Origin of the sequence: Chryseobacterium sp. Marseille-Q3244, from assembly GCF_940807095.1 — a bacterium.
Classification (GTDB): Bacteria; Bacteroidota; Bacteroidia; order Flavobacteriales; family Weeksellaceae; genus Chryseobacterium.
Map to the genome: position 1 here is coordinate 16,473 of NZ_CALNWX010000002.1, position 24,388 is coordinate 40,860.

21 protein-coding genes are annotated in these 24,388 nt (G+C 35.6%); 11 read left to right on the top strand and 10 right to left on the bottom strand.

The features are described 5' to 3' along the window. Positions 1 to 237: 237 nt before the first annotated feature. From mqo to NBX25_RS03185, 3 genes are all read left to right on the top strand, one after another. Entirely contained in the window at positions 238 to 1,743 is a 1,506-nt protein-coding gene (mqo, locus tag NBX25_RS03175; protein ID WP_250252818.1) for a malate dehydrogenase (quinone), read from the top strand. A gap of 77 nt (positions 1,744 to 1,820) precedes the next feature. Then, positions 1,821 to 2,222 carry a hypothetical protein gene (locus tag NBX25_RS03180; protein WP_045493119.1) on the top strand — a complete coding sequence of 134 codons (402 nt, stop codon included), beginning with the start codon at positions 1,821 to 1,823 and terminating at the stop codon, positions 2,220 to 2,222. A gap of 1 nt (position 2,223) precedes the next feature. After that, positions 2,224 to 3,090 carry an AadS family aminoglycoside 6-adenylyltransferase gene (locus tag NBX25_RS03185; protein ID WP_250252819.1) on the top strand — a complete coding sequence of 289 codons (867 nt, stop codon included), beginning with the start codon at positions 2,224 to 2,226 and terminating at the stop codon, positions 3,088 to 3,090. Here NBX25_RS03185 and NBX25_RS03190 read toward each other — a convergent pair. Then, a complete protein-coding gene (locus NBX25_RS03190; protein WP_250252820.1) occupies positions 3,087 to 4,667 on the bottom strand; it encodes a GMC family oxidoreductase N-terminal domain-containing protein in 1,581 nt (526 codons plus the stop codon). The two genes, NBX25_RS03185 and NBX25_RS03190, sit on opposite strands and share 4 nt — an antisense overlap. Positions 4,668 to 4,800: 133 nt before the next feature. On the opposite strand from NBX25_RS03190, the gene NBX25_RS03195 reads away from it, so the two are divergent. From NBX25_RS03195 to NBX25_RS03210, 4 genes are all read left to right on the top strand, one after another. After that, positions 4,801 to 5,418 (top strand): DUF1684 domain-containing protein, encoded by a 618-nt coding sequence (locus NBX25_RS03195; protein WP_123908883.1) that lies wholly within the window; start codon positions 4,801 to 4,803, stop codon positions 5,416 to 5,418. A gap of 3 nt (positions 5,419 to 5,421) precedes the next feature. Beyond that, positions 5,422 to 5,898, top strand: a complete 477-nt coding sequence (locus NBX25_RS03200) for a GNAT family N-acetyltransferase (protein ID WP_250252821.1) — start codon at positions 5,422 to 5,424, stop codon at positions 5,896 to 5,898. A gap of 72 nt (positions 5,899 to 5,970) precedes the next feature. Further along, on the top strand, positions 5,971 to 6,780 hold the full coding sequence (locus NBX25_RS03205) for a glucose 1-dehydrogenase (RefSeq protein WP_123908881.1): 810 nt from the start codon (positions 5,971 to 5,973) through the stop codon (positions 6,778 to 6,780). A gap of 92 nt (positions 6,781 to 6,872) precedes the next feature. After that, positions 6,873 to 9,545 (top strand): MGH1-like glycoside hydrolase domain-containing protein, encoded by a 2,673-nt coding sequence (locus tag NBX25_RS03210; RefSeq protein ID WP_250252822.1) that lies wholly within the window; start codon positions 6,873 to 6,875, stop codon positions 9,543 to 9,545. Positions 9,546 to 9,670: 125 nt separating this feature from the next. On the opposite strand, the gene recO is transcribed toward NBX25_RS03210, so the two are convergent. From recO to NBX25_RS03230, 4 genes are read right to left on the bottom strand one after another with little or no spacing between them, the layout of a single operon-like run. Continuing rightward, on the bottom strand, positions 9,671 to 10,357 hold the full coding sequence (gene recO / locus NBX25_RS03215) for a DNA repair protein RecO (protein WP_250252823.1): 687 nt from the start codon (positions 10,355 to 10,357) through the stop codon (positions 9,671 to 9,673). Beyond that, positions 10,357 to 12,615: a type IX secretion system anionic LPS delivery protein PorZ gene (porZ, locus tag NBX25_RS03220; RefSeq protein ID WP_185145596.1), complete on the bottom strand. Its 2,259-nt coding sequence runs from the start codon at positions 12,613 to 12,615 to the stop codon at positions 10,357 to 10,359. Before porZ ends, recO begins: the two co-directional genes overlap by 1 nt. A 1-nt stretch (position 12,616) precedes the next feature. Beyond that, entirely contained in the window at positions 12,617 to 13,567 is a 951-nt protein-coding gene (locus NBX25_RS03225; RefSeq protein WP_250252824.1) for a bifunctional metallophosphatase/5'-nucleotidase, read from the bottom strand. Then, positions 13,567 to 14,325: a 5'-nucleotidase C-terminal domain-containing protein gene (locus tag NBX25_RS03230; protein ID WP_123908877.1), complete on the bottom strand. Its 759-nt coding sequence runs from the start codon at positions 14,323 to 14,325 to the stop codon at positions 13,567 to 13,569. Before NBX25_RS03230 ends, NBX25_RS03225 begins: the two co-directional genes overlap by 1 nt. 195 nt (positions 14,326 to 14,520) lie before the next feature. Between NBX25_RS03230 and dapA the strand changes: the two genes are divergently transcribed. From dapA to NBX25_RS03250, 4 genes are all read left to right on the top strand, one after another. Further along, positions 14,521 to 15,393, top strand: coding sequence for a 4-hydroxy-tetrahydrodipicolinate synthase (gene dapA / locus NBX25_RS03235; RefSeq protein WP_123908876.1), 873 nt, complete (start codon positions 14,521 to 14,523; stop codon positions 15,391 to 15,393). Between the two features lie 133 nt (positions 15,394 to 15,526). Continuing rightward, on the top strand, positions 15,527 to 16,027 hold the full coding sequence (locus tag NBX25_RS03240) for a GNAT family N-acetyltransferase (RefSeq protein ID WP_250252825.1): 501 nt from the start codon (positions 15,527 to 15,529) through the stop codon (positions 16,025 to 16,027). A 297-nt stretch (positions 16,028 to 16,324) separates the two neighbouring features. Continuing rightward, positions 16,325 to 16,906, top strand: a complete 582-nt coding sequence (locus NBX25_RS03245; RefSeq protein ID WP_123859156.1) for a helix-turn-helix domain-containing protein — start codon at positions 16,325 to 16,327, stop codon at positions 16,904 to 16,906. Next, on the top strand, positions 16,899 to 17,345 hold the full coding sequence (locus tag NBX25_RS03250; protein ID WP_123908873.1) for a response regulator: 447 nt from the start codon (positions 16,899 to 16,901) through the stop codon (positions 17,343 to 17,345). The genes NBX25_RS03245 and NBX25_RS03250 overlap by 8 nt, the downstream gene beginning before the upstream one ends. 595 nt (positions 17,346 to 17,940) lie before the next feature. Here the strand turns inward: NBX25_RS03250 and recG are convergent. From recG to NBX25_RS03275, 5 genes are all read right to left on the bottom strand, one after another. Further along, positions 17,941 to 20,028: an ATP-dependent DNA helicase RecG gene (recG, locus tag NBX25_RS03255; protein WP_123908872.1), complete on the bottom strand. Its 2,088-nt coding sequence runs from the start codon at positions 20,026 to 20,028 to the stop codon at positions 17,941 to 17,943. A gap of 136 nt (positions 20,029 to 20,164) precedes the next feature. Then, entirely contained in the window at positions 20,165 to 20,698 is a 534-nt protein-coding gene (locus NBX25_RS03260; protein WP_250252827.1) for a thioredoxin family protein, read from the bottom strand. Between the two features lie 43 nt (positions 20,699 to 20,741). Next, positions 20,742 to 22,253 carry a peptide MFS transporter gene (locus NBX25_RS03265; RefSeq protein WP_250252835.1) on the bottom strand — a complete coding sequence of 504 codons (1,512 nt, stop codon included), beginning with the start codon at positions 22,251 to 22,253 and terminating at the stop codon, positions 20,742 to 20,744. 23 nt (positions 22,254 to 22,276) lie between these two features. Beyond that, positions 22,277 to 22,453: a hypothetical protein gene (locus NBX25_RS03270; RefSeq protein WP_250252837.1), complete on the bottom strand. Its 177-nt coding sequence runs from the start codon at positions 22,451 to 22,453 to the stop codon at positions 22,277 to 22,279. A gap of 165 nt (positions 22,454 to 22,618) precedes the next feature. After that, positions 22,619 to 24,373, bottom strand: a complete 1,755-nt coding sequence (locus tag NBX25_RS03275; RefSeq protein WP_250252839.1) for a peptide MFS transporter — start codon at positions 24,371 to 24,373, stop codon at positions 22,619 to 22,621. Positions 24,374 to 24,388 lie beyond the last annotated feature (15 nt).

Here is a 24,388-nt window from a genome sequence, read left to right on the forward strand (position 1 = left end):
ACTGAAATGTGATAATTACTTACTTTTTGGTGAATTATATGAGTCAAAATTTAATGTTAATTTAATAAAAAACATGATTTATAATTCATCATTTCAATGTTACTTTATTGATACTTTCCATCATATCGCCTTGCATAATTCAGAAGTGCTTTCAGAACAAAAAATAACGTGTTAAAATCGTTAAACGCGTTTCTCTTTTTAAAAGTTTTCCCGAAATTTGAACTAAAATTTAAAATTATGTCACAATCGCTTACAAGCAGAACACCGAAACCTAAATACGACGTTGTACTGATAGGGGGCGGAATCATGAGCGCCACTTTAGCAACACTGCTTCATGAATTTGATCCAACACTTGAAATTGCCATCTTCGAGAGATTAGGAAGGTTTGCCAAAGAAAGTACAGCAGCTTGGAACAACGCCGGAACAGGGCACTCCGCATTTTGTGAGCTAAATTATACACCGGAAAATCCGGATGGTAGTATTGATATCAAGAAAGCTGAAAGTATCGCAGAACAATTTGAAATTTCAAAACAGTTCTGGGCTTATTTATTAGCGAAAGGATATATTCAGGACCCGAAAGACTTCATCAATTCATGTCCACATATGAGTCTGGTATTTGGAGAAAAAGATGCTGAATATCTTAAAAAGCGTCATGATAAAATGTCCGAATCAGTTCTTTTCTCAGGAATGGAATTTTCTACAGATCATGATAAGCTGAGAGAATGGATCCCATTGGTAATGAGTAAAAGAAACAAATCTGAAATAATGGCTGCCACCAAAATGGATATGGGTACTGACGTTAACTTCGGAACATTAACCAGAAAAATGGGCAGACACCTGTTGGAAGATTCTAATGTAGAAGTATTTTTATACCATGAGGTAAAAGATATCAGCCCTAAGGAAGATGGAAAGTGGGAAATGAAGGTGAAAGACAGAATTCATAACCATAAACAGGAGGTGAATGCTGATTTTGTATTCATTGGTGCCGGAGGATACGCCCTTCCGCTTTTGGATAGCTCAGATATTAAAGAAAGCGAAGGCTATGGAGGATTTCCGGTTTCCGGACAATGGTTGGTAACTCATAATCAGGAATTGGTAGAGAAACACCAGGCTAAAGTATATACACAGGCAACCGTAGATGCACCGCCAATGTCTGTTCCTCACCTTGATCTTAGAATTATTGATGGCCAAAAAGCCCTTCTTTTCGGACCTTTCGCAGGATTTTCAACAAAATTTTTGAAAGAAGGAAGCTATCTTGATTTACCGGAAAGTGTTAATACTAAAAACTTAAGATCTTTATTTGGTGCATGGTGGCATAATCTTCCTCTTACTAAATACCTTATTCAGCAGGTAGCGATGACCAAGTCTCAAAGAATGCAGCATTTAAGAGAATTTATCAAGGACGCTAAAGAAGAGGATTGGGAATTGAAAGTAGCAGGCCAAAGAGTTCAGATCATCAAAAAAGATGATAAGTTAGGAGGTAAATTAGAGTTCGGAACAGAGGTAGTAGTAAATAAAAACGGTACAATTGCTTCTTTATTGGGGGCTTCACCGGGAGCATCTACAGCGGTACAGGCAATGCTTAATGTTCTTGAGAAATGTTTCCCAGAGAAACTTCATGGAGAATGGAGAGACAAATTGCTTGAAATGGTTCCATCATACGGACAAAAGCTGGCAGAGCATCCTGAACTTACTGAAAAAGTAAGGGAGTATACCAAAGAAAAGCTTGAATTAGAATACTAAATATTAATAATGAGCAATGAATAATAAGCATTACCAACAGCATTATTCATTGCTCATCACTTATTACTCATAAAAAGGTGGAAGAAATCGTTATAAAGCCGGTTATTGCAAAAGAGCTCCTGGAATCTCTTCAGACAAAGATAGAAGAAGAGAAACAGGTGATTGTACACTGTTGCTTTCCCGCATCACCATTTTTAGGGAATCTAATCAGGATCTGGCATTCGACTTATCTTTTTGATAACCAATCTGAGCATAGAAGCAAGATGATTCATGCGGAGAATATTTCAATTTCTCCTTATTGGACACCTGTTCCCTTTATGCAGGACTTTTGGTTTACTTTAATCTTTTCAGGGTTACCAAAAGACTGTAAAAGTTTTGATCTTAAAGAAGTTATTCCTGAAGAAGGTGGCTTCTTTGTAGAATCTATTAAAAGGAATTCTTCCGATGTCTATCGGGTAAAAATATCCGAATCTTATTAGCATGAAGATAAGGGACGAAAAGCTGGAGCAAATCATTCACTGGGCAGAAAATAATCAGGATGTCCGTGCTGTTCTATTAACCAGTTCATTGGTCAATCCCTATGCTCCGGTAGATGATTTTAGTGATCTTGATGTGGAGCTGGTTTTTCAAAGCAGAAAAGCTTACGAAGACAATAATGAATGGATCAGCCTTTTCGGAGAGCCAATTTCAATGATTGAAGAAAATGATACAGTCTTTGATGGAAAACATGCTATGAAGATGGTTTTGTATAAAGACCATGTGAAAGTAGATTTTAAACTATACCAGGTATCAGAATTTTCCGAAGAAGTGAAGGAAGAAAAACTTCCTGATGATTGGGATGTAGGATATAAGGTTTTGATTGATAAAGATGGTCTTACAAAGGATCTGAAGGCTCCAACCCATCAATCCATAATGATTCATCAGCCCACGGAAAAGAAATTTAAGCAACTATTGAATGATTTCTGGTGGGATACCACTTATGTGGCGAAATGCCTTAAGCGTGGTGATATTTTCTATGCTAAATTCATGTCTGAAGATGTATTGAGAACAGACTATCTGGTTCCTTTAATCGAATGGTATATTGCAAGTTCTCATGACTGGAATAATATAACTACGAATAAACACGGAAGGCTCTTTAAAAAACACCTTTCTGCAGAGCTATGGAGTAGAGTAGAGGCTACTTTTTCAGGATATGATATTGAAGAAAACTGGACGGCATTGTTTGCTTTTGCTGATCTTGTTCATGAGCTGGGAACTGCTTTAGCAGAAAAATTGAATTTTGAATATCCTTTTCAGCATGAAACAGACATTCGTCATTATCTCAGAGAAGTAAAAGAACTGCTTTAAGCAAACTCATTCTGGCGAATCAGATTTTCAATACAATATTCTGCAATAGCAGTAATCGTTACAAACGGATTAACTCCAATAGTTCCGGGAATTAAAGATCCATCCAATACATAAAGGTTTTCATGGTCCTTTAATTTTCCAAATTCATTGGTTGCTTCTCCTAATACACATCCGCCAAGGGGATGATAACAAATATCTGCTCCAAAACCATTATTGAAAAGGAAATGGCTTCTGGTTCCTCCATTCGCTTTATTCATTTTCCGGATAAAATACTTGGCATTTTCTTTCATTTTGGATGTATGGCTTTCATCCCAGTTCAATCTGATTTTTTGAGTGATTTTATCATAACCAACTTCTCCTTTTTTATCCACTCTGTTGATGAGCAGGTACAATGCTGTTGCAACATCCATTCCCATCGGTAAAGGGGCAATTTCTGTAAAGAAAGGATGTTCTTTATCTTCCCAGTTATCAATACCACCCACCGGAATTGTTGATTGTTTTGATCCTGTTCCGCCTGATAATGGTTTTACCCAGTTTCTTCCGGTCATAAAATTCCCGTTATTTCCCCAATTCTTACCGATTTGTTCATGAATAGGAAGGTTATTAACTGCATTAGAATGCAACAGCAGTTGTAAAGTTCCCATAGTTCCAGCCGAAAGGATCAGTTTTTTACAATTAAAAACCTTGTCTGCAACTATATTTCCGGAGGTATCAATTTGCTGTACAGTGAGTGTATAACTTTTATCATCATTGAGTTTAATATGATCCACACAATGAAGATCCAGAATTTCAAGATTTCCGGTTTCCATTGCTTTTTTCAGATAGGTTTTATCTAAACTGTTTTTACCATGGTTATTTCCATAGATCACTTCGGTATTGAGTGCTGAGCGGGGAACTTCATTCCTGAATTCCTTTTCCATATATTTAAAGTCATATACATTGGGAACCCGCATCGTTTTGAAGCCGGCTTTATGGGCTTCTTCTTCACCTACCCTCGTAAATTTATAATAGGGACATTCTTTTAGAAACTGTTCATCAATAACATTTATTTTAAGTTCTTCCTGTACCAACGGAAAGTAATGACTGTAAAATTTTTCAGCATCCAGATTGGGAAAAACTTCTCTGAAATAGCTTTCTTTGGGAGTCACGGCCATTCCGCCATTAACAAGTGAGCCTCCGCCTACCCCTCTTCCTACCCAAATATTAAGGTGTTCAAAATCCAGGCGGTCCAATGTTCCGGTAAAAGGAGTCAGAGAGAATAAATTCATAAAGGGAGCAATACTTTTCTTTTTCAGCCATGCGGCACTTTTCCCTGGTTTCAGAAGATTAGAGAATGGAATCCCTGATTTTTCCCAATTAAGACCCATCTCCAGCAGAACAACTTTCTTGCCGGCTTCACACAGTCGTAAAGCAGAAACAGCGCCCCCATATCCACTCCCAATGATAATAACAGAAGCATCTACAGTTTCTTTTATCCTATTGGCCCTTCGTTCAGCTGCCTGAAAAAGATCCGATTGTAGAAAATAAAAACCTGAGATAGCTAGTACGCTCGTTTTGATGAATTTCTTTCTGTCCATGGGCTTTTATAGTCAAAAAGTATGCTAGAACAACGATAACTTATTTTGTTTAAAACAGATTATGCTTTTTTAGTACAGTTTTAACTTTTCATACGGCGAAAAAATTCATAGTTTTACTTATAATTTTAAGTTCATGAGAAGATATATACTCCTATTTTTGCTTTTACCTTTGTTGTTTTTTTCTCAAAAAAAAGTTTCTAAAGAGGTAATAGAGATTAAAAAATTTCAAAAAGATCTTGATAAAGAATATCTGGATCCAAAGGAGACTCCCTTACGTGGGGACAATTTTAAGAATTTTAAAAAGCATCCGTTTTTCCCGATAGATATGAAATACCGGGTAACGGCAAAATTTGTTACCACTAAAGATGCACAGCCTTTTGAGCTGCCAACATCTTCAGGCAAAACAAAGTCTTATAAAGAATATGGAAAGGCAACATTTGAACTGGACGGAAAGCCCTATACACTAACGCTATATCAGAGTCTGGATCTGATTAAACAGGACAAGTACAAAGACTACCTTTTCCTGCCATTTCGTGATGCTACCAATGAAAAAGAAACGTATGGTGGCGGAAAATATATGGATCTGAAAATTCCTAAGGGAAATACCATCATTCTGGATTTTAACCAGTCTTATCATCCGTTTTGTGCTTATAATGCCTATGATTATAACTGTCCTATTGTTCCTGAAGAAAATAAACTTCCGGTGGAAATACGGGCGGGGGTAATGTATGAAGATATTTATCATCATTAAAGTATGGTAAAACTAGAATTTTTTAAATCAGAAGAGCATCTTTCAGGAGTTAGCTATAGTTTAGACGAAAGTCAGTTACGTTTCACCGCTTCAGCCGATCAGGCTTTACAAAGAATTAGAGAAAGAGACGATAATCATGCGTTTCCCATTATCATCCTGGAAGATAATATTCCGGCAGGATTTTTTGTCCTTGATTTTGGAAATGATAAATTCGAACTTACAGATAATGAGAATGCTGTGTTGGTAAGATCCCTATCTGTAAATCCTGTAATGCAGGGTAAGGGAATCGGGAAAATTGCCATGATGCAGGTAGACGATTTTATAAGGGAAAACTTTAAACAGTGTGATGAAATTGTTTTGGCTGTTAACCAGGAAAATAATTCAGCATATCACATTTATCTTAAAGCCGGATATATTTATGATGGTAAAACCAGAATGGGAAGAAATGGTCCGCAATATCTGATGTATAAAAAACTTTAATAAAATTTTAAAATCATAATTTTTTTCTTGCTGATTTCTTTCCATAACTTTGAGTAACATCAATTTACAAATATGGAAATATCACTTCATAATCAGGTAGCAGTGGTTACCGGAGCCTCCAGTGGAATAGGATCCGGAATTGCAAAATCATTGGCTTCCGCAGGAGCAATTGTTATTGTCAATCATTCTTCACCAAGGTCTCAGGACGAGGCAAAATCAGTATTAAAAGAGATTACGGATGCTGGAGGAAAAGGAATTACCTATCAATGTGATGTCTCACAGGAAGATCAGGTAATTCGGATGTTTCAGGATGTTGTTTCAGAATTTGGAACGGTAGATATTCTAGTAAATAATGCCGGAATACAGAAAGATGCCAAGTTTACGGAAATGACTTTAGATCAATGGAATGCAGTAATAGGGGTAAACCTCACTGGTCAGTTTCTTTGTGCAAGGGAAGCCATTAAGGAGTTTCTTCGCCGGGGAATAGATCCTTCCCGTTCCATAGCTTGTGGAAAGATTATCCATATCAGTTCTGTACATGAGATTATTCCCTGGGCAGGACATGCTAATTATGCGGCCAGTAAAGGAGCTATCAGAATGCTGATGCAGACATTAGCTCAGGAATATGGTGCGGATAAGATCCGTGTCAATTCTATTTGTCCGGGCGCCATTCAGACACCTATTAACCAAAATGCATGGAATACCCCGGAGGCTCTCAGTTCACTCCTCACCCTTATTCCTTATAACAGAATCGGACAACCGCAGGATATAGGAAATTTGGCTGTATTTCTTGCCAGTGATCTCGCTGACTATATTACCGGAACCAGTATTTTCGTTGATGGCGGAATGACTACGTTCGAGAGTTTCTCTACAGGCGGGTAGAGTTTCTCATTCAAGATTTAAAGTTAGGAATTGTTATCATGAGTACGTGATAGTTTTACCATTATATTATGTATTACTCTTAATTAACGCTTATGTCAGAAAAACAGAGAGTTTCAGATATCTCATGGAAAAAATGGGGACCCTATGTAAGTAACCGTGAATGGGGACTTGTTCGTGAAGATTACAGTGAAAATGGAGATGCCTGGAATTATACTAATCATGACACGGCAGAAGCCAAGACCTACCGATGGGGTGAGGAAGGTATCTGTGGAATATGTGATGATCTTCAGAAGCTTGTATTTTCCGTTGGGTTCTGGAATAAAAAGGATAGAATGGTAAAGGAACGTTTTTTTGGTCTTACCAATGGGCAGGGAAATCATGGGGAAGACGTAAAGGAATATTTTTATTATCTGGATTCCACACCTACGCATTCTTATATGAAGATGTTGTATAAATATCCTCAAAATCCTTTTCCTTATGATGACTTGATTAAAACCAATGCAGAAAGAAGTAAAGAAGAGCCTGAGTACGAGTTAATCGATACCGGAATTCTGGAACACAATGAATATTTCGATATTTTTATTGAATATGTTAAACAAAGTCAGAACGATATCCTTGTCAGACTAACAATTGTCAACAAAGCTGAAAAAGATGCAGACCTTATCATTTTGCCTACAATCTGGTTCAGAAACACTTGGAACTGGGGATATGATGATTATAAACCTGAATTGTCTGCTGAAGAAGCCAATCACATCAGAATAAATCATAAGGATCTTGAAGTGAAGAATTTATACGCAAGACAATCTTTAAAAGTATTGTTTTGTAATAATGAGACCAATAATGAAAGACTTTATCAATCTTCCAATGAATCAAGGTATTGTAAGGATGGAATTAATGATTTTGTTCTGAACGGAAACTCCCAAGCGGTTAACCCTAAAAATACAGGTACAAAAGCTTCATTTTTTATTGATGAATGTATTAAAGCTAAAGAATCCAGAGTATATGAATTCCGGCTTTCGGATAAGGAATTAAAAGATCCGTTCAGTGATTTTGAATCTACTTTTGAAGCAAGGCACAAAGAGGCAGATGAATTTTATGCTGAGGTTCAGAAAGGGATTCAGTCTGAGGATGAAAAGCTGATACAGCGACAGGCATTTGCCGGTATGCTTTGGAATAAAATGTTTTACCATTATAATGTTGAAAAATGGCTGAAAGGTGATCCTGCAGAGATGCCACCTCCTAAATCCCGTGAAAGAATAAGGAATTACGATTGGAAGCACCTCAATAATGAACATATTATTTCGATGCCTGATAAATGGGAGTATCCATGGTATGCTACCTGGGATCTTGCTTTTCATACGATCAGTTTTTCATTGATAGATCCGGATTTTGCCAAGCACCAGCTGAAACTTTTCTTATTTGAATGGTATATGCATCCAAATGGGCAGTTACCTGCCTATGAATGGAATTTTAGTGATGTGAACCCGCCTGTACATGCATGGGCTGTTTTCAGGGTGTTTAAGATTGATGAATACTTGAAAGAAAAGCCTGATCTTGAATTTTTAGAAAGTGCTTTTCAGAAACTCCTGATGAACTTTACATGGTGGGTGAATAAAAAGGATATCAATGGTAATAATATTTTTGAGGGTGGCTTTTTAGGACTTGATAATATCGGCGTTTTTGATAGAAATTGCACTTTGCCCAATGGAGAGCAGCTTGAACAATCAGACGGAACAAGCTGGATGGCTATGTTCGCTTTGAATATGATGCGGATTGCGTTGGAACTTGCTCAGTATAATAATGTATACGAAGAAATGGCAATGAAGTTTTTTGAACATTTTCTGGCCATTGCCAATTCGCTGGATAATATGGGAGATGAAAATTTCAGCCTTTGGGATGAGGATGATGAATTTTTTTATGATGCAATTGCTTCCAATGATGGTACTCATATGTATCTAAGACTAAGAACCATTGTAGGATTAATTCCTATGTTTGCTGTTGAAGTAATAGATGATGAAATGATCGAAAACCTGCCCAACTTCAAGAAAAGAATGAAATGGGTATTGGATAATAAACCCGAACTGGCTGCCCTGGTTTCAAGATGGGAAGTGAAAGGTCAGGACTCCAAACACCTTTTATCTTTGTTGCGAGGGCATCGGTTAAAAAGATTGCTTGCGAGAATGTTGAACCCTGACGAATTTCTAAGCGAATATGGGGTAAGAGCTCTTTCAAAAGAATATGAGAAAAACCCTTACACACTGAATCTCAATGAAACTGATTATAGCGTAAAATATACTCCTGCAGAAAGCGACAGTGGATTGTTTGGAGGGAACAGCAACTGGCGAGGACCAATTTGGTTTCCAATCAATTTTTTGATTATCGATAGCCTCCAGCGGTTTTTCTTCTATTACAGCCCCGACTTTTTAGTTGAATATCCTACCGGTAGTGGAAATTATTCGAGTTTGGATCAGATTGCAGATTCTTTAAATAAACGGCTGGCAAAAATATTTTTAAAGGATGAAGATGGTAAACGGCCTGTACATGGACAGTATGAAAAAATTCAAACTGATCCTGATTTTAAAGATTATATTTTATTCTACGAATATTTCCATGGTGATAATGGTCGTGGAGTAGGAGCTTCTCATCAAACAGGTTGGACAGGGCTTATTGCTAAAATTCTGCAGCCAAGGTTTACTAAGAAAGCAATTGCTGAATCCGAAACAGAAATGCCGGAGGATATTGAAGAAAATAAAAAAACAAATTAGGTTGAGGAAGTTGAGATAGTGAAGAATACTCATATTGCTGAGACTGTGAAAAGGAAAGATACATAAATAGGAATACTGAATTTGCTTTTTACACTTTGCCCATCAACTTTCTTTACCTTTAAAAACTATTCAAATATCTGCTGTATCACCTCCAGTGATGCAGGCGTTTTAAAATCTGTAATATGATAGTGGTAATATACCAAAAGGCTATCCAGGAAATCTTTTCTTAAGGAAGAATGTATTTTTACACTATAAAGATTTTCAGCGCTAAGAATGTTTTTCCAAATCATGGAAATTTCTTCACTGAATAGCTGATGGGCAGAAATGGTAGAAAAAGTTCCTGTTTCAGGATCTAAAAAGTTTCCTTCCCCTATTAAAGGAGCAACTCCCTGTACTTTTAGGATGACAAGCAGAAATAATAAATGACACTGATAGTTTTGTTGTTCCAGTTCAGCAATAAACCTTTCAATACTGAAGAAAATATTTAGGTTTTTATTTTCAAGCTTTAAAACCTGATTCAGAAAATCTGAAATAAAGAATATAACAGTACCTGCCTTGATATCAGCATAAGCATCATTACCTTTTACCAGCTCAAATTTTGAGATGGTGGGGATTCCATTTCCTCTTACCGGGCTAATGGAGAAGTTCAGTTTATTCAAGGGTTGCAGGAAGGCTTTCTTTTTATTTTTTCTGGAATAAATCCCCTTAAGAAAATAAGACTGAAAACCATCCTCTTCTGTAAAACAATGCAATACAGCATCATTTTCCCCGTATTTGATGAATGAAAGTAAAAAACCGGTTTGTGTATTCATTAATTGACTACGCCTATTTTGGCTGTCGCTTTATCAGAACCATCTTCATTGGTCATGAGTACAAAGTAAATTCCTGATGCCACTCTGGCTCCTCGTTGATTATTAAGATCCCATTCATAATAACCTCCTCGCGCTACGGCAGAATGTACAACATTTCCTGCAGCATCAACGATTCTTATGTTGGTCTTTTCCGCCAATCCTTTAATTGTAACTTTCCCTTTGAAATTAGAATAAACAACAGGATTAGGATAAACGACTACATCTCCAAAATTGGACGTTACATCAGAGATATCTCCTTGATATGTTACAATACCATTATAGGTAGCAAAATAAACTTTTCCAGTTTTTCTATCTACTTTTATATCGGTAACGGTATTGGTAGGAAGAGGAGAGTTCTCCATAGTAAAATGTTTTATGGTCTTTTGACCATCTGAAGAAAGGTAATACACACCACCTCCATCTACAGAAACCCATTTGTAATTTCCTCCGTCTGATTCTATCTGAAGAATACTGGAATCTCTGAAAAGTTCTTCACCAAGACCATTTTGTTCTATAATAATAGGGTTAACCTTAGGTTCAGGAGTTTTTATTTCAGAAGCGGCATTAGATAAAACCCTTACTCCTTTGTCTGTACTAATCCATACGTCACCGGATTTGTCGGCAGCTACAGATAATGTTCCGGAAGCAGTACTTGGAAACCCATTCTTTTCAACGAGTATATAATCGGTGTCATCGGAAAAATTGAGTGCATCTTTATAGTCATATACCCAAAAGGCATTTGATCGTGATAAAGGAATCCATAACATATTTTGATAAACAATAGGCTTTTGCACGGATGCACTTTTAAAATTAGATATTTTTAGATTGAAATCATCTTTAGCCTTGTCATATACAGCTACTGCGGGACCTCCATCATTAAATGAAAATACAGCAAAGATGTTGCTTTGGGCATCAGTAGTAAGACCTACCGCACGCCTTTGTCCAGGAGTGGCTTGTACTGGATAATATTTTACAAAATCAAAGTCTTTATTGGAAGCATTGTATTTCAGTTTGTAGATTCCCTGGGTATTTGCTAGTGCATAATTTGCAAAAAGAACTTCGTTATTATCAAGAGGGTTCAGGATAGCATCCAATACATTCAGAGTCCCGGTAAAAGTTTTAAAGTAAGAAGGATAGATCCATTCTGTACCATTAAAATAATAAAATCCGGGTCTTTTAGGGTTATTTACCGGTGTATTGTATCTTTCAGCTCTTGCTCCAGTAGAGACCAATAGCTGATTATTATCGTGTATACTTATTTTATAGGCAAAATTAAACTCCGGTCCGGATGGTTTATAGGTATGGTTGCTTTCATCCTTTATTCCTGATAATACAGTTCCACCAAATAATTTTCCACCAGCCATGATAGCAGTATTACACTGCTCTCCAAAATCTGTAGCATTCGAATTGGTTCCGTTAAGTCCAAAAGTATATACTCTACTGTCTGTAACTACTACATTGTTTTCTGTTACCACAACGTCCTGAATATTTCCAAGGTTAATAGGGAGCTGAATTGGAGCTCCATTATTATAGACAAATGCAGCAGTAGCCGAAGAAAATGCTAATTCTGTGTTAGAATCAATATGTTTGAAGGTTCCAGGAATCTCTGTAGTCCATGTAGAAAATACAGGAAAAGTAGTATTCATTTCATGGCTTTTTAAACCTGTATTCGTAACAGCGTATACCTTGTTTCCAAATATCGTAGCTTCATTACTGGCTTCATATACTCCAGCATTAAGAAAAAAAGCAGAGTCTCCAAATTCTTTTTTCTTTATATTGAATATAGATACCCCATAACCTACAGAAATTACAGCCTGTTCTCCTGTAATGGAGATATGATTAATTTTCTTGTTTCCATTATATCCGGCAGCAATAGGGATGTCAATGATATATTTAACCTCATTTGGGGTAAACACATCTATGGCTCCGTTTTCATAACCAATAACCCCTGTTTTACTTTTAGGATCATAATCGAAAGCTGTTATTCCTATATTATGGAGGCCATTCGCTTTAGATAACTTCGTAATTTCTCCTGTTGATATTGTATAATAGAAAATCCCGTTTTCTGTGGCAGCTACTATTTTTCCATTGTCTTCCTTCATGGCTAAGACATTGTTATAGGAAAAGAGATCTGCCCATTTTTTTGATGAAATGACCTGAGCTTTTGTAAACTGCAGGGAGGCTAAAATACCAAGAGAAATTAGAGAGAGTTTTTTCATGTTATGCTATTATGCTGCTATCTATTGCCTGGTTGTTCCAGGAAATATGCTGTACGCTTTTGTTTGAATCAAAATAAAAATCTATTCTACCTAAAAGAAGACCTGCCCATCCCACCTGGTTAACAAGAACGTTTTTGCCCTGTCTGTTAGTGAATGTTTCAGGTTCCGGTAAGAATGTATGGGTATGGCCGCCTAGAATAATGTCAATATTTTCAGTATTGGCCGCTAAAATTTTATCACTTATCTTATTAGGTTCATCCCTGTAATCATATCCGATGTGTGAAAGACAAATGACAAGATCACATTTCTGGTCTTTTTTCAAAAAGTTTGAATAATGCTGTGCTGCTTCAATTGGATTAGAATACACGGTTTCTGCATATTGCTTTTTACCAACAAGACCATCTAACTGGATACCTACTCCAAATATTCCAACTTTAATCCCATTTTTGTTGAAAATCTTATAAGGAGATGTTTTTCCATCCAGAATTGTATTCTTAAAATCATAATTTGAACAGATAAAAGGGAATTGTGCGTTCGGAAGAACCTTTAAAAATCCTTCAAGTCCGTTATCAAAATCATGATTTCCCATCGTAGAAGCATCATATTTCATCATGGACATTAGTTTGAATTCCAGTTCACCACCAAAAAAGTTAAAATAAGGAGTTCCCTGAAAAATATCTCCGGAATCAAGAAGAAGTACATTACTTTCCTGATTTCTGATTTGCTGAATTAAGCTGGCTCTTCTTGCAAAACCTCCCTGATTGGGATTCTTTGTGTAGCTTGCATCAAAAGGCTCTATTCTGCTATGCTGATCGTTAGTATGAAGAATGGTTAGTTTATTAGCGGGTTTTAAGTCAAGAATTTTTAATTCTTCCGCCATCATCATATTGGGAGCTAAAGCCATTGCCAAAGATCCACCACCTATTGCTTTTAAAAAACTTTTTCTATCCATTACTTTTTACCAATAAAATTTAAACGAACATCTGTAGGAGAAACAATTTCAGGATTTCTCTTGAAATAATCTATGTATAAATCCCTAAGCTTAACTCCTGTAGGGATAGACTCACCTTTTGAAAAGAATTTCATATTATCACCACCCAAAGCTAAATAGTCTGAAGTAGCAATATAATAGTCCTTGCTCGGATCTACTTCTTTTCCGTTAATTAATGATTTTACTAACTGTCCGTTTTTTGTTTCAATATACAAATGAGAGACTGGATTGTTGACTTGTGTTTTTGCATAGTATTCAAAAAGTCCCGGTAAATCTGCGCCTTTCATTTTTACAATAATCAGTTCGTTTTCAAAAGGCATTACCTCAAAAAGATTTTTCAGCATAATGTCTCCTTTTCCAATTGTAGTACGGATTCCTCCAATATTGATTAATGCAGCATCCACATTTTGTTTAAGATGGGCTTTCGTCCATTCATCACCGCCCTCAAGGGTATAGTCTGCTAAAAGATTTCCCAGATTGCTGTTATCTCCCTGCTTAGTAAGGTCTGCATTGGTGTGTGAGATTTTTTGGTTCATCTCTTTATCCAATTTCTGCTTATAAGGTTCAATAAATTTTACAAACGCCTCATCATTCTTTAGTTCATTATTAATAGAAATATTCTTCTGGGTCTTTACATTCACAAGCTGTGGCGTAGAAGCCGTTTTGCATGCAGTAAGAGATGCCAGAGCAATTCCTAGTAACAATAATTTGTTTTTCATATGCTGTAAATTATTTTTTATAAAGGTCATATGCAATCGCTGGTTATTTAGATGTTTTTATAAACAATTTCAGGTATAGCGATTTCATAATATCTTTTAGTATATGCAAATATAACTATATGTATAATAAAACATTATTATTTATTATAAATTCTTATTGTAAATGATTAAATTTGGCAAAAATAATTCGAACAGATGAGCATTTTAAAAGGAGTAGGTGTTGCATTGGTAACACCCTTTAATGAAGATTTATCCGTTGACTTCGACAGTTTAACAAAACTGATTGATTATAACATTGATAACGGAACCAATTATTTGGTAGTATTGGGAACTACAGCTGAGGCTGCAACGCTTTCTGATGAAGAGAAGAAACAGGTAATTGAGCATATCATTAAGGTGAATAATAAACGTCTTCCTTTAGTTTTAGGAATTGGCGGTAACAATACTCTTGAGGTCAAGAAACAGATTGAAGAAGCAGATCTTTCTGCATTTGAAGCCGTACTTTCTGTATCTCCATATTACAATAAGCCTAATCAGGAAGGTCTTTACCAACACTATAAAGCTTTAGCTGCTACTGGAAAGAATATTATCATTTACAATGTTCCTTCCAGAACCGGACAAAATATTGATGCTGATACCACGATTCGTCTTGCAAAAGAATTCCCGAATCTATTCATGATTAAAGAAGCTGCACCCAATATTTTGCAGTATTTTGATATCCTTAGAAAGAAACCTGAAGGATTTTCGTTGGTTTCCGGAGATGATGAGTTTACTCTTCCTGTAACATTGGCAGGGGGAAATGGAGTGATTTCTGTAATTGGACAGGGATATCCAAAAGAATTCTCTACGATGGTACAATTAGCTTTTGAAGGAAAGATAAAAGAGGCTTATGAGATCCACAATAAACTGGTTGACATTACCCGTCTTATTTTTGCAGAAGGTAACCCTTGTGGTATTAAAGTCGTATTAGCAGAAAAAGGAATTATCAAGAATTATCTTAGACTTCCTTTGGTTCAGGCATCAGAAGGGCTTTATGCTAAAATCAAAGCTGAAATGGCTAACATTTAATGGATGAAAATAGTAAGTGTTGAGATATTTTATGAATTTCAACTGCTTAATAAAGATAACCATTAACTATTATAAAATACAACAAAGTGAAAAGTTCAGGCTTTTCACTTTTTTTAATCATAATCTATAAAATATGAAATTAATAAAAGCAACAGGGGAGAATATTCCTCTCATCCAGGATCTTGCCAGAAGGTCATGGAAGAATGCCTATTCAGAGATCCTTTCAGAAGAACAAATGGAATATATGCTTTCTGAAATGTATTCAGAACAGGAAATTGATCGTCAACTTCAGAATCCCAATTATCACTATTATCTGATTGAAGATGAAACTAAGGGCTCTTATGAGGGCTTTATTGGATATGAACACAATTATGAACATGAAACTACAAAGCTTCACCGAATCTATCTGGTTCCTGAAAGCAAAGGAAAAGGTTTTGGAAAAGAAGCACTTCTGTTTCTAAATGAAAAAGTTTCTGAGAACGGAAATAAAAGGATTATCCTTAATGTCAATAAGTATAATGCTGCCAGAAACTTCTACGAATCCCAAGGCTATAAGGTTTATGGTGAAGGAGTGTTTGACATTGGAAACGGATTTGTGATGGATGATTTCTTAATGGAGTTTCTAATTCACTAATAATTGACTTAAAATTTTGTAACTTTATCCTGTAATTCTATAACGGGTGATTTCATTTTTTGAATCATCTTTGTTTCAGAACCCAATCACTTATAAATAATACATTCATATGCTTGGTTTTGAGCTGACATAGCTTTTTATCAGTATATTTTTTTCATCCTTAGTGTTTAAATTCCTGTATTTTCGGATACAGGAGTTTTTGCGTATTTATATTATGTTAAAAAAATATTTTCTATTTCACATTTAATTGAAATAAATTATTATATTTACGTAAAAAATAGGCTTACTTATACCAGGATGAAAATGTACGTTAAATTTGATTTCAATGCCCTTTGTAAAAAGGTATTGGACGAAAAACTGAAGGAGCACGGGCTGAAATACCGGTTGCTGAACTTCGGTGAGGTGGAGTTCTATGAACCTTTTACTCAGGAACAACATAATCTTTTCAAGAAAAATCTTGGTGATTATGGTATTGAGATCATAGAAAGCCAGAAAACGGCTTTGGTACAGAAAATAAAAGATGCTATTGTAGAACTTGTCTTTTCCGAAGAGATTATTCCCGTAAAAGCATCCATTTATATTTCTGAAAAACTGAATCACAGCTATGGATATCTTTCCAATTTGTTTTCAGAGGTTGCTTATACTTCCATAGAGAATTTTATTATTCTCCAGAAGATAGAACATGCGAAAGCTCTGATTATAAGAAATAAGCAAAGTCTTACTGAAATTGCCCATAAACTGAATTATTCCAGTGTGGCACATTTAAGTACTCAGTTTAAAAATACAACGGGAATTACACCCTCACAGTTTCAAAAGATCATAGGAAAAAGAAGAAGAGCCCAAAGCATGGTAATAAACCCTAAAATGCAGTATGAATAAAGAATTTCTGAACGTAATTGTAGCTGATAACGATGAAAACACCTTAATTTTTTTTAAAAATATATTTAAAGAGTTGAAGATCTCTATAAAAGTTCAATGTTTTAATAATGGAAAAGATTTGATGGAGTATCTCAATAATGATGATGCTGTAGTTCCCGAAATTGTTTTTATCAAATATACCATTCCCGGAAAAGACAGTATGGAATGCATTGATGAAGTAAGAGCCCATCAAAAGTTCAGCAACATGGTGACAGCTATTTATGGTGAAGAGATCTCTGAGAGTGAAATTGAAGAAACCTTTGTAAAAGGAAACAATATTTGTATCAGAAAACCTACCGATTTTGGGACTTTAAAAAAGGTACTTACAGAGGTTATTACAATAAACTGGCAGTATCATACTTCAGGATTAAACAAAGATAATTTTATTCTAAAAGTATGATGAACAGTAAGTTTCTGGTTTCCATTTAAAGAGAATGGGATGTTATTTATTGTATAATATTCACATTAAGGTGAAAATTTTATAACTAATAACTGAAATAATATAAAAAAGAAGACGGTTAATATTCAGACATTTGTAAATGTAAACTTAGTGACACAAATTTAATTATATACATGAAGATATAAATGAATGAGAAGTAATTGTTTCTACAGTAAAATATATAAATCACGATGTAAACAAAATGAGTTATATTCATTTCCAATTTTAAAGCATAGAAGATCTTTAAACAAAACGGTACAATCATGAAAACTTGAAATAGTTGGAGATATTTTTATTCGTTTCATTCCCTCATCTCCACCTAAACACAGTTAGTTTTTATAATAAGCAAGTTGGAAAAATAATTCATTTTGTTTTTTTATAATTTATTTTAATAGTGATGACTTATCTTCAAATAATATATAGATATTTTCACACCACATCACAAAATATTAAGTATAAGCTATTAAAATAAATTTTTAGAACAGACCAAAAGTAATTTCTTCTAAATAACAGTTTTATAAGGGGCCGCAGGAAAATCTTTTTTTCTGCGGTTTTTTTATGAAATTTTACTCCATTTATTTTTCCCTTTGTAGTACTTTATGTAGTAGTTTTTAATAATCAGATTGTCCTGTCTTGTTAGCATAGGATCAGCTTCAAGGATTTTGTCAACGGTATTTTTAGTGGTCTTAATGATGGCCGAGTCATTCACCAAATCTAGTCTTTTAAAATCAACCACACCACTTTGCTGGGTTCCTAAAATATCACCAGGACCACGAAGCTGCATATCAACCTCAGAAATTTTAAAGCCGTCGTTAGTTTCGGTCATCGTTTTAATACGGGTTCTGCTTTCTTTAGATAACTTATCGGATGTCATCAGAATGCAATAGCTCTGTTCTGCGCCTCTTCCTACACGTCCCCTGAGCTGATGAAGCTGTGAAAGCCCAAACCTCTCAGAACTTTCAATAACCATTACAGAAGCATTTGGAACATTTACCCCTACTTCAATAACCGTAGTGGCTACCATAATCTCTGCTTTTCCTGAGGCGAAATAAGCCATAGCCGCATCTTTTTCATCCGGTTTCATTTTCCCATGCAGCATGGTAACATTGTAATCAGAGAAGAAGTCCATGACATGCTCCAAACCTTCCATCAGATTTTTGTAATCCAGAGTTTCAGACTCTTCAATCAATGGATAAACAAAATAAATCTGTCTCCCTTTTTTGATCTCATCCCTACAGAAATTATAGACATACAATCTGTCTTTTTCCCTTCTGTGAGCTGTAATGATTGGCTTTCTTCCAACAGGCATTTCATCAATGACAGAAACATCCAGGTCCGAATAAAAACTCATCGCCAATGTTCTTGGAATAGGGGTTGCTGTCATTACCAGAATATGGGGTGGAATTTTATTTTTAGCCCAAAGTTTCGCCCGTTGTGCCACCCCAAATCGATGTTGCTCATCGATAATAGACAACCCAAGATTTTTGAATTTAACTTTGTCTTCCAAAACGGCGTGAGTTCCTACAAGAATAGAAAGTGTACCATTTTCCAATTCTTCATGAATAATTCTTCTTTCCTTTATTTTGGTAGAACCTGTCAACAACCGGATGTTGATTCCTGTTTTTTCCAGTAAATCCTTAATTCCATTATAATGCTGTTGGGCAAGAATCTCAGTAGGTGCCATCAGACAGCTTTGAAAGCCATTATCCATGGCAATAAGCATGGTTAATAAAGCAACCATTGTTTTTCCGGAACCTACATCCCCCTGTAAAAGCCTGTTCATCTGAATCGGTCTTTTCATATCCATTCTGATCTCCTTTAATACTCTTTTTTGAGCACCAGTAAGTTCAAACGGAAGGTGATTTTCATAAAAATCATTGAAATGATCACCTATAATAGGAAACGGATTACCATAAGACTGTGTTTTGTGATGAAGCTTTTTTAAACCATATCCCAATTGAAAAAAGAACGATTCTTCAAATTTTAATCTAAAATCTGCTTTATCAAAATGTTCCTGATCTTTTGGAAAATGGACATTTAGAAAAGCATGCTGTCGTGACATAAATTTGAATGTCTTCATCAAGTATTCCGGAAAATTTTCTTCAATAAGATTCGGAATTTCCCTGCAGATATTTCTTAAAGCATTTTGAAAAAATCTCTGATTGAGCCCTCTTTTCGTAAGTTTTTCAGAGCTTGGATAAATAGGTTTTAACCGGGTTTCGCCTTCTTTCTTTTCCTCAGCCTCAATTTCAGGATGTGGCATAGAAAACTGACGGTTAAAAACATTGATTTTCCCAAAAATATAAACTTCACGGTTAATGGGAAGCTGTTCCTTCAACCATTTAGAGTACTGAAACCATACAAGATCCATACTGCCTGTCTCATCATTGAACTTGGCCGTTAGTCTTTTGGTTTTTCCAGTCTGAATTTCCTGAACCTGGGTAATCTTTCCTTTAAACTGTATCTCCTGACTGGACTCTTCGTGAAGCTGAGAAACTTTATAGATTTTACTTTTATCCAGATAGCGGATAGGATAGAAGTTCAACATGTCTTCTACAGTGGATAAACCTAACACACTTTTGATGAGTTTGGCTCTTTCCGGACCTATTCCTTTTACATATTCTATGGAAGTTTCTAAAGTCATTTCTTATCTGAGATTCGGGAATCGAATATGGTATGAAAAATAAAGGTTCGAATTTCGGGAAAATAAAAAAGACTTCCAAACAAAATTGAAAGTCTTAGTTTATATAGCTTATTAAAGTTTAAAACTTAATGGCTGATTACTCTTTGATTTTAGATTTGAACTTTTTCTGATAATCTTCCCATTGTTCTCTGGTACGGATCTTTTTAAAGAGATCCTTTGAGATCAGCTCCAGATAAGGTTCCAGTTCTTTAGCAGATAATTCTCCCTGAAGAATAGTGATGGGGTCACCATGTTCATCTAAAAATACAGTACTAGGGACAGCACCTACATTCATATATTGAGTAAATTCATGTAAAGAATTTCGTCCTTTTTTCTGCTCTGTATTAGGATTAGAAAATGTTCTTCCAAAAATTTCAATAGTCTTTTTTTCTTCTGCATTAAATTTTACAGGATAGAAGTTCTCATTTAAAATCTGGGACAGTACGGGATGCCCGTAGGTTTTCTTGTCCATAATTTTACAGGGTCCGCACCAGTCTGCATAAAAGTCAATAAGAATCTTCTTGGGATTTTCCTTTTGAGCTTTTAAAGCCTCTCCAATAGTCATCCATTTAGTTTGTGCAAAACTAAAATTTAATAATAATAAGAGAACTATGCTTAAAAATTTTTTCATAATTTGATATTTACGTAAAAATAAGCATAATTACTTATTTTTTTTATTTTACATCCTGCATTAATTTTTTCACGAACGGAGATATCAAAATTAATACCACTCCGGCAATTATCGCATACAAACCCAATTGTTTATATCCATCGGTATAAGTGATAAGTTCATCATAGTTGGTAGAGCCTTCTTTTGCTGTAGCAAGACTTGCTCCGATAATTCCGGCAACATATTGGCCGTATGCTGAAGCAAGAAACCACATTCCCATCATCATTCCCTGAAGGTTCTTGGTAGAAAGCTTGGTCATAATAGATAGTCCGATAGGAGAGAGACATAATTCCCCAAGGGTAATGATTAGTAATGCCAATGTAAAGAAGTTCAGCGAAGTAATTCCTTGAAGGTCTGCAAATAATCGGGTGGCAAATAAAACGTAATATCCTGCCCCTAAGAAAATAAATCCTAATCCGAATTTAATGATCGTGTTCGGTTCAATTTTTCTTTTATTCAGCCAAATCCAAAGAAGACCAACTAACGGAGCAAGGAAAATAATGAAAAATGCACCTCCGGAATTATTAACACCATTTGGATCTAATCCGAAAAGATCTTTATTAAGGTTCTTTGCTGCAAAGATGCTTAATGAGCCTCCACTTTGCTCATAAATTCCCCAGAAAATAATGGAAAAGATAATGAATACTAAGGCTGCCCAAAGTTTTTTACGCTCTGCTGCAGTTACTTTAGACATTTCATAGAATAAATAGATCAAAGTCAATGGCCCGATTGTCCACATAAAATAATCCGTATATTCTGTTTTCGCAACCATGGTCATAATGATTGGAATGAAAATTAAAGACAGAACATACACACCATATTCTTTCCATTTTGGAATAGGAGCACTTTTTGTTTCTGCTAATGGATGACCTGGCTGTAAACCGATAGTACCCAATCTTCTTTGAGTAAATACAAAATTGATTAAGCTGATAACCATTACTACCGAAGCCAATCCGAAAGCAATATGCCATCTCATTTCTTCTGCGATCATATTTCCTAAGAACTCTCCTTTACCAATAGCAATACATAAATAGCCTCCTAACAAAGCACCTAGGTTAATTCCAGCATAAAACAAGGAGAAACCAGCATCTGCTCTTGAATCATTAGGCTTATAAAGCTGGCCTACCATGGATGAAATATTAGGTTTGAAGAAACCTGTTCCTACTACAGTAAATGCAATTCCAAGGAAAAAGAATTTGTGCGGATCGGTGGCCAGAATTAAACTTCCGAGAATCATCAGAAGCCCACCCCAAAACAGGGATTTTCTGAATCCTAAGATTTTATCGGCAAAAAGTCCACCTACAAAGGTAAAAGCATATACGAAGGCCTGGGTGGCGCCATATTGAAGGTTCGCTTCTTTTTCATGGAAATTAAGCTGTGAGATCATAAAGAAAACCAGCATTCCACGCATTCCGTAGAAACAAAAACGTTCCCACATTTCAGAGAAAAACAGACTCCAGATTTGTCTAGGGTATTTTCCTTTGAAATTTTGTATTTCATCTAAAGTTAAGCTCATAATGATATATGATTAAATTTTAATTAAGGGTTTTTATTTTTCTGATTCAGTTCAAAACGAATTCTGTCCTGATCGATGATTTGTTTTAATTCTTCTTCTTTTGGGAGATACAGCAGGTATTTGTTGGCAAATATTCTTATCATCCTGGCTGGAAAGTAATCGGTAATCATTTTCAACAATAAGTTTTCCAATCTGCCCATAGGTAAGCAGTAATGTAGAATTCGCTATTCGAAAAACTTTTTCGCGCGACTGTCTAATGATTTCCTTTACGGGTTGGAATAAAGAATCTTCGGAAATTTCCATCATACGAAAATAAAAAAAACCTCTGACTTAGCAGAGGTTTTATTCATATTTTGTTAATGCAGTTAGTTTACACCGTGCATCATTTTCTTTAAGACAGGTGAAAGTAAACCTAGGATCACAGAAGCAATACCACAAAGTACAACAAATACCATGAAGAATTCAAATAAGTTGTGAATCTCAAATCCTACAAAAGTAGGGTTGTGTAATGGTAATTGAGCCTTTTCAAATGCAGCAACCTGATCTGCGGTAAGCGTTACTTTTTTATCTAAAACATCCTGTAAGTTAACTCCAATTTCCTGAGCTTTCTTAAACTTATCACCAGTTGCAGGGATAAGTGCTCCTAATGAACCTGCTAAAGCATATCCGGCAGCATTGGAAATAAAGAAAACACCATACAATAATGAAGCAAATCTTTTTGGTGCTAATTTACCCACCAATGATAGTCCGATTGGAGATAAACAAAGCTCACCACAAGTTTGAATAAAGTAAAGAAGCATCAACCACTTAATAGCTAGTAAACCTGAGTTTCCTAGATCTTTTACATTGTGTGCAATGATGAAATAACTTAAAGCAATCACAGCAAGACCAATAGCTTGTTTCAGAGGAGATACAGGCTCTTTTCCGTTAGCTCTTAGCTTATCCCACATTAAGCTAAAAGGGAAAGCTAATAAAACAACGAAAATTCCGTTGAAAATCTGAACCATTGAAGGAGGCATATTCCATCCAAAAATATTTCTGTCAGTCTGGTTATCTGCAATAAACGTTAATGAAGAACCTGCCTGTTCAAAAGCTGCCCAGAAGAAGATAATGAAGAATGAAACGATATAAATTACCCAGATTCTCTGTCTTTCAATTTTATTTTCAGCAGAAGACATAATCAGGAATGCTAAGGAAATACCAGCTGCATAGATGAACGGATAGATGATTCCTTTAATCATGTGTCCCATTTCCATGGAGTTGAATCCAAATTCTCCTACCAATAAATACCTGAATACAAAGAATAGAACAACAAATATAGCAACAGTAGCACCAAGGAATGCACCAGAGAATTTTGCTGTTTGAGATTCTCCTTCTTCAAAATCTGCCGTTGAATTATTTTTTGGTAATCCTCCGATAGGTCTTCCTTCAGGAGTTACTACATATTTATTTTTAAGGATAAAGAATGTTACAGTTCCAATTACCATTGCAATTGAAGCGGCTAAGAACCCCCATTTGAAAGCAAAGATATCTCTTACCCCGGTAGTAGCATCTTTTACGTCTCCTACGTATGGGCAAATGAATTGTCCTAAGAATGCTCCGATGTTGATCCCCATATAGAAAATGGTAAATGCAGAATCCAGTTTGGATTTTTCCTGTTTTGGATACAGACTTCCCACCATGGAGGAAATGTTCGGTTTGAAAAATCCATTACCAAAAATGATAACAAATAAAGCCAGCCACATAATAAGCTTAGCGCTTCCAAGATCCGCAGAGAAAGTAGAGGCACTGATGAATAATAAAAACTGACCAATTGCCATAAGGGATCCCCCCACGATAATTGCAAATCTGTTTCCTATATATTTATCAGCTATAAATCCCCCCAAAAGCGGGGTTAAATAACATAAAGCTAAAAATCCACCATAGATAATTGCCGCATCAGCTTCTTTTATCAATAAGGAATTTACCATAAAGAGCGTTAAAAGTGCTCTCATTCCGTAAAAGTTGAAACGCTCCCACATTTCCGTTCCGAACAGAACCCACAATCCTTTTGGATGTCTGGAATTCTTATTCTCTACAAATTCATCCGGTTTAGGACTCAATGCTTCAATATTATCCATTCTATTGTTAATTTT

Bases quoted from the DNA above. Each gene is read 5' to 3' on its own strand.
- NBX25_RS03205 (WP_123908881.1), top strand. From the start codon at position 5,971: ATGGAAATATCACTTCATAATCAGGTAGCAGTGGTTACCGGAGCCTCC.
- recO (WP_250252823.1), bottom strand. From the start codon at position 10,357: ATGAATACACAAACCGGTTTTTTACTTTCATTCATCAAATACGGGGAA.
- NBX25_RS03225 (WP_250252824.1), bottom strand. From the start codon at position 13,567: ATGGATAGAAAAAGTTTTTTAAAAGCAATAGGTGGTGGATCTTTGGCA.
- NBX25_RS03185 (WP_250252819.1), top strand. From the start codon at position 2,224: ATGAAGATAAGGGACGAAAAGCTGGAGCAAATCATTCACTGGGCAGAA.
- mqo (WP_250252818.1), top strand. From the start codon at position 238: ATGTCACAATCGCTTACAAGCAGAACACCGAAACCTAAATACGACGTT.
- NBX25_RS03190 (WP_250252820.1), bottom strand. From the start codon at position 4,667: ATGGACAGAAAGAAATTCATCAAAACGAGCGTACTAGCTATCTCAGGT.
- NBX25_RS03195 (WP_123908883.1), top strand. From the start codon at position 4,801: ATGAGAAGATATATACTCCTATTTTTGCTTTTACCTTTGTTGTTTTTT.
- NBX25_RS03200 (WP_250252821.1), top strand. From the start codon at position 5,422: ATGGTAAAACTAGAATTTTTTAAATCAGAAGAGCATCTTTCAGGAGTT.
- NBX25_RS03245 (WP_123859156.1), top strand. From the start codon at position 16,325: ATGAAAATGTACGTTAAATTTGATTTCAATGCCCTTTGTAAAAAGGTA.
- NBX25_RS03250 (WP_123908873.1), top strand. From the start codon at position 16,899: ATGAATAAAGAATTTCTGAACGTAATTGTAGCTGATAACGATGAAAAC.
- NBX25_RS03270 (WP_250252837.1), bottom strand. From the start codon at position 22,453: ATGGGCAGATTGGAAAACTTATTGTTGAAAATGATTACCGATTACTTT.
- NBX25_RS03275 (WP_250252839.1), bottom strand. From the start codon at position 24,373: ATGGATAATATTGAAGCATTGAGTCCTAAACCGGATGAATTTGTAGAG.
- NBX25_RS03265 (WP_250252835.1), bottom strand. From the start codon at position 22,253: ATGAGCTTAACTTTAGATGAAATACAAAATTTCAAAGGAAAATACCCT.
- NBX25_RS03230 (WP_123908877.1), bottom strand. From the start codon at position 14,325: ATGAAAAACAAATTATTGTTACTAGGAATTGCTCTGGCATCTCTTACT.
- NBX25_RS03240 (WP_250252825.1), top strand. From the start codon at position 15,527: ATGAAATTAATAAAAGCAACAGGGGAGAATATTCCTCTCATCCAGGAT.
- porZ (WP_185145596.1), bottom strand. From the start codon at position 12,615: ATGAAAAAACTCTCTCTAATTTCTCTTGGTATTTTAGCCTCCCTGCAG.
- dapA (WP_123908876.1), top strand. From the start codon at position 14,521: ATGAGCATTTTAAAAGGAGTAGGTGTTGCATTGGTAACACCCTTTAAT.
- recG (WP_123908872.1), bottom strand. From the start codon at position 20,028: ATGACTTTAGAAACTTCCATAGAATATGTAAAAGGAATAGGTCCGGAA.
- NBX25_RS03260 (WP_250252827.1), bottom strand. From the start codon at position 20,698: ATGAAAAAATTTTTAAGCATAGTTCTCTTATTATTATTAAATTTTAGT.
- NBX25_RS03210 (WP_250252822.1), top strand. From the start codon at position 6,873: ATGTCAGAAAAACAGAGAGTTTCAGATATCTCATGGAAAAAATGGGGA.